The following is a 17,856-nucleotide window of genomic DNA, read 5'->3' as shown; positions in this document are numbered from 1 at the left end:
CCTAACCGGATGAGCCGAAAAAATCCGACAGATTATTTTCAAAAGGAGATCGCACCATCGGCGCCTAGAAGGCGAAAGCGGCCTGTCGTAGGATGGGTGAAACCCATCGGAAATTGATGGGTTTCACCCATCCTACGGGCTGGTGGATGAAAAGAGCGTCAGCTACGCGCCCCGATCCATCCTACGTCCGCTTGCGCCTTCAAACGGCCACTGATTTCGTTCGGACTTACGCCACCGGCATGATTCGTACCCACCAGCGCGTTCGCTCGACGATCTTCACCGGCAATAGATGGGTGATGTTGCTCAGCATCGCGTCGGGCTCGTCCAGGCGGAAAACCCCGGAAAGATGCAGATCGGCCACTGCCGAATCGCAGCCCAGCCAGCCCTTCCGGTAGCGCCCGGCTTCAGCCAGGAAGTCATCCAGGCGAATATCGCTGACCACCAGCAGACCGCGCGCCCAGGCGAAGGGATCGAGCGGACCTTTGCCGAGTACGGTCATGCCGGTCGCTGACACGCCAACTCCCTCGCCAGCCTGTAACCGCAACTGACCGGTAGCGGTGGAAACCAGCGCTTCGCCACGCTGGACTCGAATCTCACTGTAATCGTCACGCTCACGCAGCAGCACGCTGGCGTTATGGCCCTGACACGCGGCGAAACGACAGCGCGCTCGCCAATCGGCCCCCTCCACCAGCGCCTCGCCTGCGCGCAGAATCAGTTCTTGCCCCTGCACATCCAGCGCACTACCGGTGTTGAGCACCACCTCGGCAGCGGCGCCCAGGCTGACTCGACGGCGCTCCCCGGTGGCGGTCGCAAAGTCGGCCTGCCAGGCAGGTGGCGCCTGCGTTGCCAATAACGTCGCGCTGCCCACCGCCAAGCCGAGGCCGAGTAACTTCAGGGTGCGTCGACGGTTCAAGTCGGCTTCAGCGCGGCGCAGCAAAGGAATGGTTTGTGCGGCATCTGGCAACTGACTGGCCTGGAACAGCCCGCCCATCTGCTGCAGGCGTTGCCAGGCCAGTTGATGACGCACATCGCGCCCTAACCAGTCCTGCAACTGCCCGTGCAGCTCGGCACTACCGGTATTGGCGCGCAAACGCATCTGCCACTCGATGGCCGTGCGGACGATGGACTCCGGCAGACGCTCGGCGGCCGCGCTCACAGCGGCGCCTCGAAACAGCCGCGGTAACAGTGCAACAAAGCGCTCGCCACATGCCGCTCGACGGTGCGGCTGGAAATACCCAACTGCTGGCCAATCTGCTGATGAGTCAGGCCGCCGAGCTGATACAGCAGAAAGGCCTCGCGTACGGTTGGCTTGAGGCCGTCGAGCAACCCAGCGATTCGCTCCAGGCACTCCATCGTCTCGTGGCGCACTTCCGGCGAGGGATGGCTGGCTTCAGGCAACAGTGCCAATGCATCGAGGTAGGCACGTTCCAGCGCATCACGTCGCCAATGGTCGATTACCAGGCCGCGGGCAACACGAACCAGCAAGGCGCGCGGCGCCCGATCACTGATCGGCTTGCCACGCATCAACAGACGCACAAAGGTGTCCTGGGCCAGATCCGCCGCCTGCTGCGAACAGCCGAGCGAACGCCGCAGCCAGCCATTCAGCCAGCCGTGGTGCGTGCCGTAAAGCACATCGAGCGGAACGATCGAATCCGTTTCAGGTAGCGACATGGACGCCCTCCGAGGCCGACAAGCGCAATAAACACCATGGACGTGATGGCGACCGCGCACATTATTCGCGAATCGTTCTTATTACAACTATTAGCGCGTTCAAATCGACGAGCAAGGTGACGGATACCCTTGCCAAATTGATCGCGATTTCAGGATTCGCTGCTCATGCCATAGGAAACAGCGTCTTTATTGATATATGATTCGTATACGATTCATATATCTGGAGGGCGCATGGGCATAGTCAATATCGAGGATGAGCTGCACGATCAGATTCGTAGGGCAAGCAGCGTATCGTGCCGCTCGATCAACGCTCAGGCCGGCTTCTGGATTCGCATCGGCATGTTGTGCGAAATGAACCCGATGCTGAGCTTCAACGAGGTGGTCGCGGCAGAACTACGCGCCGCCGGTGTGGTGGCTCCACGTCGTGTGGTGGAAACGGTATGACCAAAAATCCGCAAGAAATCGCCCTGATGGCGGAATCCGGCAGGCTGCTGGCATCGGTATTCGGCTACCTGGATCGCCTCGACCTGCTTGGCATGTCCACCCTGCAGGTCAATGACCTTGTGGATAACTTCATCGTAAAGGAGCTCGAGGCCCGCCCCGCGAGCAAAGGGCAATACGGTTACGCCTATGCTCTGAACGCTTCACGCAATGAGGTGGTGTGTCACGGAGTGCCCAGCCCCAGCGAGATTCTGCAAAGCGGTGATCTGGTGAATTTCGATATCACCCTGGAGAAGAACGGCTATATCGCCGACTCCAGCAAAACCTACCTGATCGGCGAAGTTTCCCCACAGGCCCGGCAGCTCGCCACGATCACCTATGAGGCGATGTGGAAAGGCATCGAGGCCGTGCGTCCTGGTGGGCGCCTGGGCGATATCGGTCACGCCATCGAAAGGCACGCCCGCGCCCATGGCTATTCGGTGGTTCGCGAGTATTGCGGTCACGGGATCGGCCGAGAAATGCACGAGCCACCGGAGGTGTTGCACTGGGGTAAGGCAAAGACCGGCCTGACGCTTCGCGAAGGCATGGTCTTCACCATCGAGCCAATGATCAATCAGGGCCAGCCTGGCGTGCGCACACTGCGTGACGGTTGGACGGTAGTGACCCGTGACGGCACGCTGTCCGCGCAGTTCGAACACACCGTGGCGGTGACGAAAGATGGCGTACAGGTACTGACCTTGCGGCCCGATGAGCGCTCGATCGTTTGAAGGGAAGTTTGCCAACATAAGCGAATGCTTGGCGATTGACTGCGCGGCACTGCTCCATGATCAGGCTGCTAAAAGACGCAAGCGGACGCTCACCCCGTAGGGTGGATGACGCTCTTTTCATCCACCATTACGATTGCAGAGCGGTGGACGGGTAAAGCGTCGTCCACCCTACGACAGGCCGCTTCCAGCACTCTGCTGCCATTGTTTTTGAAATGCCTGAGGCCGATGCAACTCTGGCCTATGCCTGCGTCTCGAGACTGACCAGCACCCATGGCAGCATCACCTGGGTCAGCGGCCCGATGCTCAGTGCGAACAACAGGGTACCTATCCCCAGAACAGCCGGGCCCGCAAGCAGAAGGCCGACCAACAGCACGCTCAGTTCGAGCGCGGTGCGTACAGCGCGCAGCGAGTAACCGGTGACCCGATGCAGCCCGGTCATCAGCCCGTCCCGCGGCCCGCGTCCAAGCTGGGCACCGATGTACAGCGCCGAGCCCAGCCCACACAGCGATACGCCACCGATGGTGAACAGCAGGCGCCAGAGGAATGTCTCCGGTGCAACCAGCACCTGCAGGGTAAAATCAACCACAACGCCAATAATCACGGCATTGGCGATGGTGCCGAGGCCGGGCATTTCGCTCAGCGGAATCCACAGCACCAGCACCAGAAAGGAAACGCCGACCACCACCCAGCCAAAACTGACAAGCAGCAGTTTGGCCACCCCGACATGCAGCGCATCCCACGGCGCCAGGCCAAGGTTTCCGCGAATCATCAGCGCAATGGAAACGCCGAAGAAGACCAGACCGACAACCAGTTGCACGAGGCGGCGCAGCAGTTTGCCGGCGCGCAACTGCGCAAGCGGCCCGAGCTGAACGAGTGTGGCCTTGTTGCCCATCATTCCACAGTTACGCTCTTGGCCAGATTGCGCGGCTGGTCGACATCGGTGCCGCGCAACACGGCCACGTGGTAGGACAGCAACTGCAGCGGCAGGGTGTATAGGATCGGCGCCAGGGCGTCGTGGATGTGTGGCATGTTCACTACGTGAATGCCTTCGCCATTGCTCATGGCCGCCTGCTCGTCGGCGAACACCAGTAGCTCGCCGCCACGGGCGCGCACCACTTGCAGGTTGGACTTGAGCTTGTCGAGCAGCTCGTTGTTCGGCGCCACGGTGACCACCGGCATGTCGGCATCCACCAGGGCCAACGGGCCGTGTTTCAGCTCACCGGCCGGATAGGCCTCGGCGTGGATATAGGAGATTTCCTTGAGCTTGAGCGCTCCTTCCATCGCCACCGGGTATTGAGCGCCGCGGCCGAGGAACAGCGTGTGGTGCTTCTCGGCGAACAGTTCGGAAACCTTTTCCACGATCTTGTCCATGGCCAGGGCTTCGTCCAGCCGGGCCGGCAGGCGACGCAGTTCTTCCACCAGTTCGGCGGCCACGCCATCTTGCAGCGTGCCTTTGACCTGGCCGAGGGCCAGGGTCAGCAGCATCAGGCCGACCAGCTGGGTGGTGAAGGCCTTGGTCGACGCCACGCCAATCTCGGGGCCAGCATGGGTCAACAGGGTCAGGTCGGATTCGCGCACCAGCGAGCTGATACCAACGTTACAGATGGCCAGGCTGGCCAGGTAACCACCGTCGGCCTTGGCGTTGCGCAGGGCAGCCAGCGTGTCGGCCGTCTCGCCGGACTGGGAAATACTGACGAACAGCGTGTCCGGCTGCACCGCCACTTTGCGATAGCGGAATTCGCTGGCCACTTCGACCTGGCAGGGAATACCCGCCAGACCTTCGAGCCAATAACGGGCGACCATACCGGCGTGGTAGCTGGTACCACAGGCGACGATCTGCACGTTGCGCACCTTGGCGAACAGCTCGGCAGCCTGGGGGCCGAAGGCCTGTACCAGCACATGATCGCTGCCCAGGCGGCCTTCCAGCGTGCGCTGCACCACCTTGGGCTGCTCGTGGATTTCCTTGAGCATGAAGTGACGGAACACACCCTTGTCGGCCGCATCGGCGCCTTCGTGGTACTGCACCGCCTCACGCTGCACCACATGGCCATCGGCGTCCCAGATTTGCACGCTGTCGCGACGGATCTCGGCGATATCGCCCTCTTCCAGATACATGAAGCGGTCAGTGACCTGGCGCAGAGCGAGCTGGTCGGAGGCGAGGAAGTTCTCGCCCAGGCCCAGGCCGACCACCAGCGGGCTGCCACTGCGGGCGGCGAGCAGGCGATCCGGTTGAGCCGCGCTGATCACTGCCAGTCCATAGGCACCCTGCAACTGCTTGACCACCGCTTTCAGCGCCTCGACGAGGTCGCTCTGGCTTTTCAGGGTGTGATCGAGCAGGTGCACGATGACTTCGGTATCGGTATCGGAACTGAAGGTATAACCCAGTTCCTGCAAGCGCTCACGCAGGGGGCCATGGTTTTCGATGATGCCGTTGTGCACCACGGCCAACTGGTCGCCGGAAAAATGCGGGTGGGCATTGTTTTCGGTCGGCACGCCGTGGGTGGCCCAGCGGGTATGGGCGATGCCCAGGCGACCCGGCAGCGGCTCGCTGCTCAGGGCGCTTTCCAGTTCGCTGACCTTGCCGACGCGGCGGCGGCGCTGCAGCGAGCCCAGATCATCGACCAGCGCCACACCGGCACTGTCATAACCGCGGTATTCCAGGCGCTTTAGGCCCTCGACCAGCACAGCGGTGATGTTACGTTCGGCAATGGCGCCTACGATGCCACACATAGCATTCTCCTCAGGTAGCGTCGGCAACCGCGCAGATCAACTGGATCCCGCGGGCCAAGAGTTGTTCACGCGCCTCGTCAGTGAGACGCTCATCAGTGATCAGGGTGTGCACGCTGCTCCAGGGCAGCTCGAGGTTGGGGATACGCCGGCCGATCTTGTCGCCCTCGACCATCACGATCACCTCACGGGCCACCTCGGCCATCACCCGTGAAAGCCCCAGCAGTTCGTTGAAGGTAGTGGTGCCCCGCTGCAGATCAATGCCATCGGCACCGATGAACAGTTGGTCGAAATCATAGGAGCGCAACACCTGCTCGGCGACCTGGCCCTGGAAGGAATCCGAATGCGGATCCCAGGTGCCACCGGTCATCAACAGCACCGGCTCATGCTCGATATCGCGCAAGGCGTTGGCCACGTTCAGCGAGTTGGTCATCACCACAAGGCCGGGCTTGTGCCCCAGCTCGGGAATCATCGCCGCCGTGGTGGTGCCGCTGTCGATGATGATCCGCGCATGCTCGCGAATCCGTGCCACCCCGGCCCGGGCGATGGCCTGCTTGTAACGGGAAACCGGCTGAGCACTGTCGACGATCAATTCCTGCGGCAGGGGTACCGCACCGCCATAGCGACGTAGCAGCAGGCCATTGGTCTCCAGAGCCGCGAGATCCTTGCGGATGGTCACTTCGGAGGTGGCGAAACGCTTGGCCAAGGCATCCACACTCACCTCGCCCTGCTCGGCGAGCAAGGCAAGGATGGTATGGCGACGTTGCGGTGTGTTGCGTTTCGACATCTATAAGTTTCGATTCGAAAGATAATTGCGCGAATCAAAACCTACCGAAGCTTTCGAGTCAAGCCTTTGCAACGATAAAAGTGGCTGAGGCTACCCTCCAGAGTTATCCACAATATCGTCAGGGCTTCAATTCAAGGTCAGCTTGACCCCGAAGCCCACCAGGCAAAGCCCTGCAAGCCTTTCCAGGCCACGGGCGATCCTCGGGTTCGCGCGCATGCGCTCAGCGAGGAAGTGGGTACTCAGTACCACCACCAACCCGTAGAGAAAGGTCAGTACGGCGATGGTCATGGCGAGAAACCCGAAGGTCAGCATACCCTGGTGCTTCTGCGGGTCGATGAACAGAGGAAAGAAGGCCATGTAAAAGATGATGGCCTTGGGGTTGAACAGGGTGATCAGGCAAGTCTGGCGAAGGTATTGGCGGGGTTTGATCTCCAGCGTAGGCGCCGCCCCGGGTTTGGCCAGCAGCATGCGCAAACCGAGCCAGACCAGGTAAGCGGCACCGAGCCACTGCACCAGGTGGAACGCTGTCGGATACGCCTTGAGCAAAGCGGCAACTCCGGCCACGGCCAGCCACATCAGCACCTGATCGCCAAGAATGATGCCCAGGGTCGAGGCCAGACCAGCACGGATACCGCCCTTGCCTGTGGATAAGATCAGCGCCAGGTTACCCGGCCCGGGAATCGCCAGCAGGATGATGAAGGCCACCACGAAGGCGCTGTAGTCCGTTACGCCAAACATTCATTGACTCCCTGTGTGGCGAGGTGAAGCAAGTGTCTGACCGTCAGATAGCTATCCACAGGCGCACCCGCTGCTGGTATTTCCTGGGTATCGCTTCGCTCAACCCAGGCTACAGACTACAGGCCGAGCTTAAGCCATGCTTGCCATCGCAGGCATATTTCGCGGTGCCTGCGCCTCTTCTTGCAGCTTATGGCTTGCGGCTTGTAGTTGCTTTTACCGGGCGCTGCCAGCCATCTATGTTGCGCTGGCGGCCACGGGCGACAGCCAGGTTGTTGTCTGGCACATCGCTGGTGATGACAGAACCGGCTGCCGTGGTCGCCCCGTCGCCCAGGGTCACCGGAGCTACCAGGGCGCTGTTGGAACCAACGAAGACATCTTCACCCATCACCGTACGGTGCTTGTTGGCGCCGTCGTAGTTACAGGTGATGGTGCCGGCGCCGATGTTGCTGCGCGCACCGATCTCGGCATCGCCCAGGTAACTCAGGTGACCAGCCTTGGCGCCCTCGCCCAATACGGCATTCTTCAGCTCGACGAAGTTACCCACATGGGCCTTGGCGCCGAGCACGCTGCCCGGACGCAGGCGGGCGAACGGGCCGCAATCGGCACCCTCACCGACTTCGGCACCTTCCAGGTGGCTGTTGGCCTTGACGATGGCGCCCTTGCGCAGGGTACTGTCCTTGATCACGCAGTTCGGGCCGATCTGCACATCATCCTCGATGACCACACGGCCTTCTAGGATCACGTTGATGTCGATGGTGATATCGCGGCCCACGCTGACTTCCCCACGCACATCGAAACGGTAAGGGTCGATCAGGGTGACGCCTTGCGCCATCAGACGATTGGCGAAGCGTTGCTGGTAATGACCCTCAAGCTGCGAAAGCTGGATGCGGTCATTGGCCCCCAGCACTTCCATTTCGTCGGCCGCCTGCTCGGTGGCCACCACCAGACCATCGGCCACGGCCATGGCGATCACATCGGTCAGGTAGTACTCGCCCTGGGCGTTGCTGTTGGACAGACGCCCCAGCCAGTCGGCCAGATGCTTGCCCGGTACGGCGAGAATGCCGGTATTTCCCTCACGGATGCTGCGCTGGGCTTCACTGGCATCCTTGTGCTCGATGATGGCCTGCACCACGCCGGTATCATCGCGAACGATGCGACCGTAACCGGTCGGGTCGGCCAGCTCGACGGTGAGCAGACCCAGCTGGTTGTCACTCACCAGGGCCAGGAGACGCTGCAGGGTCGCGGCCTCGATCAGCGGCACATCGCCGTAAAGAATCAGCACGGTGTCGGCGCTGAGCTGCGGCAGGGCCTGGGCCACCGCGTGGCCGGTACCGAGCTGCTCGGCCTGAACGACGAAATTCAGGTCATCGGCTACCAGCCGCTCGCGTACCTTCTCGGCACCATGCCCGATCACCACCTGAATGCTTTGCGGCTGCAGGCTGCGGGCGGTGTCGACGACGTGGCCGAGCATGGATTTGCCAGCCACCGGGTGCAGCACCTTGGGCAGAGCGGAACGCATGCGGGTGCCTTGGCCGGCGGCGAGGATGACGATATCGAGGGACATGGAGAGCGGTTCCTTGGCAATCCCAGACGCACGGGTCGTCTGCGAAAATAAAACGGCAGAAAAGCAAAAGGGTAGCCAAGGCTACCCTTTTACCAAGCAACGATGAAGCCCGTTGGTATCAGCTACCGCCGAACTTCTTGCGCATTTGCTGGACGGTGCGCAGCTGGGCTGCGGCCTCGGCCAGACGAGCAGCGGCGGAACCGTAGTCGAACTCGGCTCCCTGCTCGCTCAGCGCTTTCTCGGCAGCCTTGACGGCTTCCTGAGCAGAGGCTTCGTCCAGGTCGGCAGCGCGTTGCACGGTATCGGCAAGCACCTTGACCATGCTCGGCTGCACTTCGAGGAAGCCACCGGAGATGTAGAACACCTCGGTGTCGCCACCCTGCTTGACCAGACGAATCGGGCCCGGCTTGAGGTCGGTGATCAGCGGCGCGTGGCCCGGGGCGATCCCCAGATCACCCAGGTTGCCGTGGGCGATCACCATTTCGACCAGACCGGAGAAGATCTCGCCTTCTGCGCTGACGATGTCGCAATGGACTGTCATAGCCATATCTAGCCTCACGTAAGCGCCCGTTGCCGGGCGCACGGGTGATTACAGTTTCTTCGCTTTCTCGATGGCTTCTTCGATGCCGCCGACCATGTAGAACGCCTGCTCCGGCAGGTGATCGTAATCACCTTTGAGGATGCCGCTGAAACCAGCGATGGTGTCCTTCAGGGAAACGTACTTGCCTGGCGAACCGGTGAAGACTTCGGCCACGAAGAACGGCTGGGACAGGAAGCGCTGGATCTTACGAGCACGGGATACCAGCTGCTTGTCTTCTTCCGACAGTTCGTCCATGCCGAGGATCGCGATGATGTCCTTCAGCTCTTTGTAACGCTGCAACACGTACTGAACGCCGCGAGCGGTGTCGTAGTGCTCCTGGCCGATAACGTTCGGATCCAGCTGGCGCGAAGTCGAGTCGAGTGGATCGACCGCTGGGTAGATACCCAGGGAGGCGATATCACGGGACAGTACGACGGTGGCGTCCAAGTGGGCGAAGGTGGTCGCCGGGCTCGGGTCGGTCAGGTCGTCCGCAGGTACGTATACGGCCTGGATCGAGGTGATCGAACCGGTCTTGGTCGAAGTGATGCGCTCTTGCAGAACGCCCATTTCTTCGGCCAGGGTCGGCTGATAACCCACTGCAGACGGCATACGGCCGAGCAGTGCGGATACTTCGGTACCGGCCAGGGTGTAGCGGTAGATGTTGTCCACGAAGAACAGAACATCACGGCCTTCGTCACGGAACTTCTCGGCCATGGTCAGGCCGGTCAGTGCTACGCGCAGACGGTTGCCTGGTGGCTCGTTCATCTGACCGTAGACCAGGGCTACCTTGTCGAGAACGTTGGAGTCCTTCATCTCGTGGTAGAAGTCGTTACCCTCACGAGTACGCTCACCCACACCGGCGAACACGGAATAACCGCTGTGCTCGATGGCGATGTTACGGATCAGCTCCATCATGTTCACGGTCTTGCCCACACCGGCACCACCGAACAGACCGACTTTACCGCCCTTGGCGAACGGGCAGACCAGGTCGATGACCTTGATGCCGGTTTCCAGCAGTTCGTTGGAGCCAGCCTGTTCGGCGTAGGTCGGAGCGGGACGGTGGATGCCCCAGCGCTCTTCTTCGCCAATCGGGCCCGCTTCGTCGATCGGGTTGCCCAGTACGTCCATGATACGGCCCAGGGTTTTCACCCCGACCGGTACCTGAATGCCCGCGCCGGTGCTGTCGACGTCCAGGCCACGTTTCAGGCCTTCGGTCGAACCCATCGCAATGGTACGCACCACGCCGTCGCCCAGCTGCTGCTGAACTTCCAGAGTGGTTTCGGCGCCGACTACTTTCAGCGCTTCATAAACACTCGGCACCTTGTCACGCGGGAATTCCACGTCGATGACGGCGCCGATGATTTGAACGATACGTCCGCTACTCATCTTTGGTTCCTCTGAATATTTGAACCGTTAAACCGCGGCAGCGCCGCCGACGATTTCCGAAATTTCCTGGGTGATCGCTGCCTGACGTGCCTTGTTGTAAACCAACTGCAGGTCTTTGATGATGTCGCCAGCGTTGTCGGTGGCATTCTTCATCGCAATCATCCGCGCGGCCTGTTCGGCTGCGTTGTTCTCGACCACCGCCTGGTACACCTGCGACTCCACGTAGCGCACCATCAGCCCGTCAAGCAGTTGCTTGGCGTCGGGTTCGTACAGGTAGTCCCAGTGGTGTTTCAGCTCCTGATCCGAGTCGGCCACCAGTGGAATCAACTGCTCCACGGTAGGACGTTGGGTCATGGTATTGACGAACTTGTTGGAAACCACGGACAAACGGTCGATGCGCCCTTCCAGGTAAGCATCGAGCATCACCTTGACGCTGCCGATCAGATCATTGATCGACGGCTCTTCGCCGAGGTGGCTGATCGCAGCGACGACGTTGCCACCAAAGTTGCGGAAGAATGCCGCGCCTTTGCTGCCAACCACGCAGAGATCGATCTCCACGCCGCGCTCGCGGTTTGCCGACATGTCCTTGACCAGGGCCTTGAACAGGTTGGTATTCAAGCCACCGCACAGACCACGGTCCGAACTCACCACCACATAACCGACGCGCTTTACTTCGCGCTCGATCATGAAGGGATGACGGTATTCCGGGTTGGCGTTGGCCAAATGACCAATTACCTGGCGGATACGCTCCGCGTAGGGACGGCTAGCTGCCATGCGCTGTTGTGCCTTGCGCATCTTGCTGACCGCCACCTTTTCCATGGCGCTGGTGATCTTCTGCGTGCTTTTGATGCTCGCAATCTTGCTGCGAATCTCTTTTGCGCCTGCCATTTCACACCTATCGGGTTAGCAGGCGGGCGCCGTTGGGCGCCCGCTGCGGCTTACCAGGTTTGGGTGGCTTTGAACTTCTCGATACCGGCTTTCAGCTGGCCATCGATGTCGTCATTGAAGTCACCCTTCTCGTTGATCTTCGCCATCAGAGCGGCGTGATCACGGTTGAAGAAGGCGATCAGAGCCTGCTCGAAGCTGATGATCTTGGCGACTTCGATGTCGGTCAGGAAACCACGCTCAGCGGCATACAGCGACAGCGCCATGTCCGCGATGGACATTGGAGCGTATTGCTTCTGCTTCATCAGCTCGGTAACGCGCTGACCATGCTCGAGCTGCTTGCGGGTGGCTTCGTCCAGGTCAGAAGCGAACTGGGCGAATGCCGCCAGTTCACGGTACTGAGCCAGAGCGGTACGGATACCACCGGAGAGCTTCTTGATGATCTTGGTCTGCGCAGCACCACCGACGCGGGATACCGAGATACCGGCGTTGACGGCCGGACGGATACCCGAGTTGAACATGGCCGATTCCAGGAAGATCTGACCGTCGGTGATCGAGATCACGTTGGTCGGAACGAACGCGGAAACGTCGCCAGCCTGGGTTTCGATGATCGGCAGAGCGGTCAGCGAACCGGTCTTGCCAGTCACGGCGCCATTGGTGAACTTCTCTACGTACTCTTCGGAAACGCGCGATGCACGCTCCAGCAGACGGCTGTGGAGATAGAACACGTCGCCCGGGTAGGCTTCACGGCCTGGCGGACGGCGCAGCAGCAGGGAGATCTGGCGGTAGGCAACGGCCTGTTTGGACAGGTCGTCGTATACGATCAGTGCATCTTCACCGCGGTCACGGAAGTATTCGCCCATGGTGCAGCCGGCGTAAGGTGCCAGGAACTGCAGCGCAGCGGATTCCGAAGCCGAGGCAGCCACCACGATGGTGTTGGCCAGGGCGCCGGCTTCTTCCAGCTTGCGTACCACGTTGGCGATGGTCGATTGCTTCTGACCGATGGCGACGTAGACGCAGCGGATGCCGCTGTTCTTCTGGTTGATGATGGCGTCGACGGCCAGAGCAGTCTTGCCGATCTGACGGTCACCGATGATCAGCTCGCGCTGGCCACGGCCGACCGGGATCATGGCATCGACCGACTTGTAACCGGTCTGCACCGGCTGGTCGACCGACTTACGCCAGATCACGCCCGGTGCCACTTTCTCGACAGCGTCGGTAGCGGCGGCGTTGATCGGGCCTTTGCCATCGATAGGGTTACCCAGTGCGTCGACCACGCGGCCCAGCAGTTCCGGACCAACCGGGACTTCCAGGATGCGGCCAGTGCACTTGGCGCTCATGCCTTCGGCGAGGGTGGTATAGGCACCCAGCACAACGGCACCGACGGAGTCTTGCTCCAGGTTCAGTGCCATACCGTAGACGCTGCCCGGAAACTCGATCATTTCGCCGTACATGACGTCGGCGAGACCGTGAATGCGCACGATACCGTCAGACACGCTGACGATGGTGCCTTCGTTGCGGGCTTGGGAAGAGACGTCGAGTTTATCGATACGTCCCTTGATGATTTCACTTATTTCGGAAGGATTGAGTTGCTGCATAGCTCTGCTGCCCCTTCAAACTCAAGATTTCAATGCTTCGGCCAGCTTCGCGATTTTGCCGCGAACTGAGCCATCGATAACCAGGTCGCCGGCGCGGATCACGACACCACCGATCAAGGTGGTGTCCTCCGCAGCGTGCAGGCGCACTTCCCGGCCGAGCCGTGCACTGAGAACCTTGGCGAGTTTGTCTTGCTGTTCATCGCTCAATGCGAAGGCACTGGTGACATCCACGTCGATCGATTTTTCCTGTTCGGCCTTGTACAGCTCGAACAGCGAGTAGATTTCCGGCAACAGGGCCAGACGATCGTTCTCTGCGACAACGTGGATGAAATTGCGTACCTGGGCGTCGAACTTGTCACCACACACCTCAACGAAGGTGGTGGCCTTGTCTGTACTCGTCAAACGCGGGGCCTTGAACACGCGCTGCAGCGTGGCGTCCTGAGACACCACTGCTGCCAGGCCGAGCATGGCTGACCAAGAGGCCAGCTGCTGGTGGGCCTGGGCGTATTCGAAAGCCGCCTTGGCGTAAGGTCGGGCCAACGTGGTCAGTTCTGCCATGATCGCGCCCTCGCTTAAATTTCGGCGGCCAGTTTGGAAACCAGCTCCGCATGCGCGTTTTGGTCGATGGATGCGCCCAGGATCTTCTCGGCACCGCCGACGGCCAGAGCACCCACTTGGGCACGCAGGGCGTCTTTGACGCTGTTGATTTCCTGTTCGATCTCGGCCTGAGCCTGAGCCTTCACGCGATCAGCCTCGACACGAGCCTGTTCACGGGCTTCGTCGACGATCTGAGTGCCGCGCTTCTTGGCTTGCTCGATGATCTCAGCAGCCTGGGTTTTGGCTTCGCGCAGTTGCTGACCCGCTTTCTCTTGGGCCAACTCCAGGTCACGAGCCGCACGACTGGCTGCATCCAGACCTTCTGCAATCTTCTTCTGACGTTCCTGCAAAGCCGCAATGACCGGAGGCCACACGAACTTCATGCAGAACAGCACGAAGATGAAGAAGGCAACGGATTGGCCAATCAGGGTTGCATTAATGTTCACGCCAACACCTCGCTCGTTCGTTGTCCATCACACCAATCAACTCGAAAATTCGAGTGATCAGCCTGCGATTTGACCAACGAAGGGGTTCGCGAAGGTGAAGAACAGTGCGATACCAACACCGATCATGGTCACGGCGTCGAGCAGGCCGGCGACGATGAACATTTTCACTTGCAGCATCGGAACCATTTCCGGCTGACGCGCAGCGCCTTCCAGGAATTTGCCGCCCAGCAGGCCGAAGCCGATGGCGGTACCCAGAGCGCCCAGGCCAATCAGCAGAGCAACAGCGATCGCGGTCAGACCAACTACAGTTTCCATCTTTCCTCCCGACTTTTTACGTCGTATTGGTTTAAGGTTTTTCTAAGGGTAAAGCGGTAAAGCAAAACCGTTACTTCCAGTGCCCTTGCGGGCGTTCCAGCCGAGGCCGGATCCATCAACAACGCTCTCTCATCCGTTCTGCGGGGAATCAGGTACTAAAAAGCCCCCTCATCCGCCCTTCGGGCACCTTCTCCCGAGGGAGAAGGGCATCGGATGCGCTACGCGCTGTTAATGGCTGTCTTCGTGCGCCATCGACAGGTAAACGATGGTCAGCATCATGAAGATGAATGCCTGCAGCGTGATGATGATCAGGTGGAAGACTGCCCAGGCCCACTGCAGTACGCCTGCCAGTGCTGCCAACAGAATGCCGCCGCCGAACATGACCGCGATGAGGATGAAGATCAGCTCGCCGGCATACAGGTTGCCGAACAGACGCAGGGCGAGGGAAATCGGCTTGGCGATCAGGGTCACGAACTCCAGCAGGAGGTTGACCGGGATCAGCAGGATCTTGACGAAGATGTTCTTGGCGCTGAACGGGTGCAGGGTCAGTTCGCCGAGGAAGCCGCCGATGCCCTTGACCTTGATGCTGTAGAAAATGATCAGCGCGAACACCGACAGGGCCATGCCCAGGGTGGCGTTCGGGTCAGTGGTCGGTACGGCGCGGAAGAACAGGTGCTCGTCGCCAGCGATCTTGGCGGCGGCGACCGGGATCCAGTCCACCGGCACCAGATCCATCAGGTTCATCAGGAAGATCCAGACGAAGATGGTCAGAGCCAGCGGCGCGATCAGCGCGTTACGACCGTGGAAGGTGTCCTTGACGCTGCCGTCGACGAACTCGACCAGCACTTCGACGAAGTTCTGCAGACCGCCAGGCTGGCCAGAGGTAGCCCGCGTTGCGGCAGCCTTGAACAGCAGAATGAAGATCAGGCCCAGCACCACGGAGATACCCAGGGTGTCGAGGTGGAAAGCCCAGAAGCCCATTTCTTTGGCTTCTTCAGCGGAGTGGGCGAACCCCCAGCCATTCACCGGATGCTGACCATAGGTCAGGTTCTGCAAGTGATGCTGGATATAACCCGAAGCGGTTTCTGCAGCTGCCATAAATCCCTCAAACGCTCTAAGGCTTTAAAAGTTATCTCTTCATCAGCAAGGGTGCGAACCAGTTGACCAATTGGGTCAGCAGGAATACGCCGAACAACGCCAGCGCATCCAAAGGCTTCACACCTGCAAACACCAGCGCAAAAAGCACCGCTGTCAAAACCAGTTTCCCTGCTTCGCCGGCATAGAACGACCGGACGATGGCCTGGGCCGCCCGCGCTCCGGAAAACCGGAATGCCTTGTGGGCGAAGTACAGATTCGGCAGCCAGGCGATCAGGCCGCCACAAAGACCGGAGTAACCGGCAACAGCACCTCGCCATTGCCAAAGAGCAGCAGCGAGTAAAAGCACCACGATCAACTGAACCACAAGCACCGGGAAAACCGGAATGCGATGGAAGGGCAGGCGTTTTGGCGTGCGGATATCCATCGAATTACCTAGGAGATGGCCCTCATGGTATCGGCGCCAGAATAATCAATGCCTTGGCATAGTTTGTGCGGCCGAAATGCGCGCAGAGTATAGGGGTGGTTCCCACCCCGTTCAACCGCTCGAAAGTCTTTTCGGACTAGTGCTGCGGGAGCAATTGTTTCAGCGGATGTGGGCTAGAACGCCCTGAAGTTCATCGAGGGAATTGTAACGGATGACCAGTTGGCCTTTGCCCTTCTGCCCATGCTTGATCTGCACCGGAGAGCCCAGCCGCTCAGCCAGGCGCTGTTCGAGCCGGCTGATGTCCGGATCGGTCTTGGCGGGGGAGGCAGGTTTGTCCTGGATATTCAGCCATTGCCTCACAAGCGCCTCGGTCTGACGGACGGTCAGGCCTCGTGCGACAACGTGTCGCGCTCCTTCTGTCTGCTGTTCGGCAGGCAGGCCAAGCAGTGCACGGGCATGGCCCATTTCCAGATCACCATGGGAGAGAAGGGTTTTCACTTCTTCGGGCAGGGCGATCAGGCGCAGCAGGTTGGTGATGGTGACCCGCGACTTGCCGACGGCTTCGGCCACCTGTTGCTGGGTGAGCTGAAACTCCTGCTGCAGGCGCTGCAGGGCCATGGCTTCTTCAATCGGATTGAGGTCTTCGCGCTGGATGTTCTCGATCAGCGCCATGGCGATGGCGGCCTCGTCCGGCAGCTCACGCACCAGAGCCGGAATGCGATCCAGGCCTGCTTTCTGGGTGGCTCGCCAGCGGCGTTCACCGGCAACGATCTCGAATCGACCTTCGCCCACCGGACGCACAACGATAGGCTGCATCACACCATGGGATTTGATCGACTGGGCCAGCTCTTCGAGAGCGGTGACGTCCATGTCGCGGCGTGGCTGGTATTTGCCGCGCTGGATCAGATCCAGAGGCAGGTGCTGCAACTCACTGGTATCGGCCTTGACCGCTTCTTCCTCCAGAGTGTCGACGCTGGAGCCCCCCAACAGGGCGTCCAGGCCTCGTCCCAGCCCTCGTTTCTTGGCGGCCATGCACAGATTCCTTATACGGTTGCGGTGTGGGCGTTCGCACGCTGACGGCGAACCAGTTCGCCAGCCAACGCCAGATAGGCGATCGCACCACGGGATTGCTTGTCGTAGACCAGCGCCGGCATGCCGAAACTCGGCGCTTCGGCCAGACGCACGTTACGCGGGATCACGGTTTGATAGAGCGTGTCGGGAAAATGTTCCTTGAGCTGCGCCGATACGTCGTTGGTCAGGCTGATGCGCGGGTCGTACATGGTACGCAGCAGGCCTTCGATCTTCAGCGACGGATTGAGCAGCTTGCCGATACGCTGGATGCTGTTGACCAGATCGCTCAGCCCCTCGAGTGCGTAGTACTCGCACTGCATCGGAATGATCACCCCATCGGCGGCGACCAGGGCGTTGACGGTCAGCATGGACAATGCCGGCGGGCAGTCGATGAGGATGTAATCGTAATTCTCGCGGATCGGCGCCAGTGCGTAACGCAGGCGGCTCTCCTTCATCTTCATTTCCAGCAGACCGACTTCCGCGGCTGTCAGGTCACGGTTGGCCGGCAGCAGCTGGTAGCCGCCGTGCTCGGAGAACTGCATGGCCTCGACCAGGTTGCACTCACCGACCAGCACGTCGTAGATGGAATGCTCCAGCGCCTGCTTGTCCACACCGCTGCCGGTGGTGGCATTGCCCTGTGGATCGAGGTCGATGAGCAGCACACGGCGTTTGGTCGCAACCAGGGAGGCCGCCAGGTTGATGCAAGTCGTGGTCTTGCCCACGCCGCCTTTCTGGTTGGCGATTGCGAATACTTTAGCCAT

Annotated in this window: 20 protein-coding genes; 2 read left to right on the top strand and 18 right to left on the bottom strand. The window is 60.5% G+C overall.

Features of this window, described 5'->3' with window-relative positions; translation table 11 throughout:
* Nucleotides 1–226: 226 nt before the first annotated feature.
* On the bottom strand, nucleotides 227–1,156 hold the full coding sequence (locus DNK06_RS07500) for a DUF4880 domain-containing protein (RefSeq protein WP_131179406.1): 930 nt from the start codon (nucleotides 1,154–1,156) through the stop codon (nucleotides 227–229).
* Nucleotides 1,153–1,671, bottom strand: a complete 519-nt coding sequence (locus tag DNK06_RS07495) for a sigma-70 family RNA polymerase sigma factor (protein WP_131179405.1) — start codon at nucleotides 1,669–1,671, stop codon at nucleotides 1,153–1,155. Before DNK06_RS07495 ends, DNK06_RS07500 begins: the two co-directional genes overlap by 4 nt.
* 231 nt (nucleotides 1,672–1,902) lie before the next feature.
* On the opposite strand from DNK06_RS07495, the gene DNK06_RS07490 reads away from it, so the two are divergent.
* Both DNK06_RS07490 and map read left to right on the top strand, forming a co-directional pair.
* Nucleotides 1,903–2,115, top strand: a complete 213-nt coding sequence (locus DNK06_RS07490) for a ParD-like family protein (RefSeq protein ID WP_131179404.1) — start codon at nucleotides 1,903–1,905, stop codon at nucleotides 2,113–2,115.
* Entirely contained in the window at nucleotides 2,112–2,879 is a 768-nt protein-coding gene (gene map / locus DNK06_RS07485; RefSeq protein WP_131179403.1) for a type I methionyl aminopeptidase, read from the top strand. The genes DNK06_RS07490 and map overlap by 4 nt, the downstream gene beginning before the upstream one ends.
* A 238-nt stretch (nucleotides 2,880–3,117) precedes the next feature.
* Here map and yczE read toward each other — a convergent pair whose 3' ends face one another.
* The 16 genes from yczE to DNK06_RS07405 all read right to left on the bottom strand — a co-directional run bounded on the left by yczE (nucleotide 3,118) and on the right by DNK06_RS07405 (nucleotide 17,856).
* On the bottom strand, nucleotides 3,118–3,771 hold the full coding sequence (yczE, locus tag DNK06_RS07480) for a membrane protein YczE (RefSeq protein ID WP_131179470.1): 654 nt from the start codon (nucleotides 3,769–3,771) through the stop codon (nucleotides 3,118–3,120).
* The gene (gene glmS, locus DNK06_RS07475; RefSeq protein ID WP_131179402.1) at nucleotides 3,771–5,609 is read right to left on the bottom strand and encodes a glutamine--fructose-6-phosphate transaminase (isomerizing); all 1,839 of its coding nucleotides are present in this window, start codon (nucleotides 5,607–5,609) and stop codon (nucleotides 3,771–3,773) included. The genes yczE and glmS overlap by 1 nt, the downstream gene beginning before the upstream one ends.
* A gap of 10 nt (nucleotides 5,610–5,619) precedes the next feature.
* Complete coding sequence (locus DNK06_RS07470; RefSeq protein WP_131179401.1) at nucleotides 5,620–6,393, bottom strand: DeoR/GlpR family DNA-binding transcription regulator; 774 nt, start codon at nucleotides 6,391–6,393, stop codon at nucleotides 5,620–5,622.
* A gap of 126 nt (nucleotides 6,394–6,519) precedes the next feature.
* A complete protein-coding gene (locus DNK06_RS07465) occupies nucleotides 6,520–7,131 on the bottom strand; it encodes a LysE family transporter (protein ID WP_131179400.1) in 612 nt (203 codons plus the stop codon).
* A gap of 187 nt (nucleotides 7,132–7,318) precedes the next feature.
* Nucleotides 7,319–8,695 (bottom strand): bifunctional UDP-N-acetylglucosamine diphosphorylase/glucosamine-1-phosphate N-acetyltransferase GlmU, encoded by a 1,377-nt coding sequence (glmU, locus tag DNK06_RS07460; protein WP_131179399.1) that lies wholly within the window; start codon nucleotides 8,693–8,695, stop codon nucleotides 7,319–7,321.
* A 118-nt stretch (nucleotides 8,696–8,813) separates the two neighbouring features.
* Nucleotides 8,814–9,242 carry a F0F1 ATP synthase subunit epsilon gene (locus DNK06_RS07455; RefSeq protein ID WP_131179398.1) on the bottom strand — a complete coding sequence of 143 codons (429 nt, stop codon included), beginning with the start codon at nucleotides 9,240–9,242 and terminating at the stop codon, nucleotides 8,814–8,816.
* Nucleotides 9,243–9,284: 42 nt separating this feature from the next.
* Nucleotides 9,285–10,661 (bottom strand): F0F1 ATP synthase subunit beta, encoded by a 1,377-nt coding sequence (atpD, locus tag DNK06_RS07450; protein WP_131179397.1) that lies wholly within the window; start codon nucleotides 10,659–10,661, stop codon nucleotides 9,285–9,287.
* Between the two features lie 27 nt (nucleotides 10,662–10,688).
* Nucleotides 10,689–11,549: a F0F1 ATP synthase subunit gamma gene (atpG, locus tag DNK06_RS07445; RefSeq protein WP_131179396.1), complete on the bottom strand. Its 861-nt coding sequence runs from the start codon at nucleotides 11,547–11,549 to the stop codon at nucleotides 10,689–10,691.
* Nucleotides 11,550–11,599: 50 nt separating this feature from the next.
* The gene (gene atpA, locus DNK06_RS07440) at nucleotides 11,600–13,144 is read right to left on the bottom strand and encodes a F0F1 ATP synthase subunit alpha (RefSeq protein WP_131179395.1); all 1,545 of its coding nucleotides are present in this window, start codon (nucleotides 13,142–13,144) and stop codon (nucleotides 11,600–11,602) included.
* A gap of 21 nt (nucleotides 13,145–13,165) precedes the next feature.
* Complete coding sequence (locus DNK06_RS07435) at nucleotides 13,166–13,702, bottom strand: F0F1 ATP synthase subunit delta (protein WP_131179394.1); 537 nt, start codon at nucleotides 13,700–13,702, stop codon at nucleotides 13,166–13,168.
* Nucleotides 13,703–13,716: 14 nt separating this feature from the next.
* Nucleotides 13,717–14,187 (bottom strand): F0F1 ATP synthase subunit B, encoded by a 471-nt coding sequence (locus DNK06_RS07430; RefSeq protein WP_131179393.1) that lies wholly within the window; start codon nucleotides 14,185–14,187, stop codon nucleotides 13,717–13,719.
* 57 nt (nucleotides 14,188–14,244) lie between these two features.
* Complete coding sequence (atpE, locus tag DNK06_RS07425) at nucleotides 14,245–14,502, bottom strand: F0F1 ATP synthase subunit C (RefSeq protein ID WP_003097235.1); 258 nt, start codon at nucleotides 14,500–14,502, stop codon at nucleotides 14,245–14,247.
* 228 nt (nucleotides 14,503–14,730) lie between these two features.
* On the bottom strand, nucleotides 14,731–15,600 hold the full coding sequence (gene atpB, locus DNK06_RS07420; RefSeq protein WP_131179392.1) for a F0F1 ATP synthase subunit A: 870 nt from the start codon (nucleotides 15,598–15,600) through the stop codon (nucleotides 14,731–14,733).
* Nucleotides 15,601–15,631: 31 nt separating this feature from the next.
* Nucleotides 15,632–16,024, bottom strand: coding sequence for a F0F1 ATP synthase subunit I (locus tag DNK06_RS07415; protein ID WP_131179391.1), 393 nt, complete (start codon nucleotides 16,022–16,024; stop codon nucleotides 15,632–15,634).
* A 159-nt stretch (nucleotides 16,025–16,183) separates the two neighbouring features.
* On the bottom strand, nucleotides 16,184–17,056 hold the full coding sequence (locus DNK06_RS07410; protein ID WP_131179390.1) for a ParB/RepB/Spo0J family partition protein: 873 nt from the start codon (nucleotides 17,054–17,056) through the stop codon (nucleotides 16,184–16,186).
* 11 nt (nucleotides 17,057–17,067) lie between these two features.
* On the bottom strand, nucleotides 17,068–17,856 hold the full coding sequence (locus DNK06_RS07405; RefSeq protein ID WP_131179389.1) for a ParA family protein: 789 nt from the start codon (nucleotides 17,854–17,856) through the stop codon (nucleotides 17,068–17,070).

Origin of the sequence: Phytopseudomonas daroniae, assembly GCF_004327285.1 — a bacterium.
GTDB lineage: Bacteria > Pseudomonadota > Gammaproteobacteria > Pseudomonadales > Pseudomonadaceae > Aquipseudomonas > Aquipseudomonas daroniae.
This window is presented reverse-complemented; position numbering and strand designations above follow the sequence as displayed.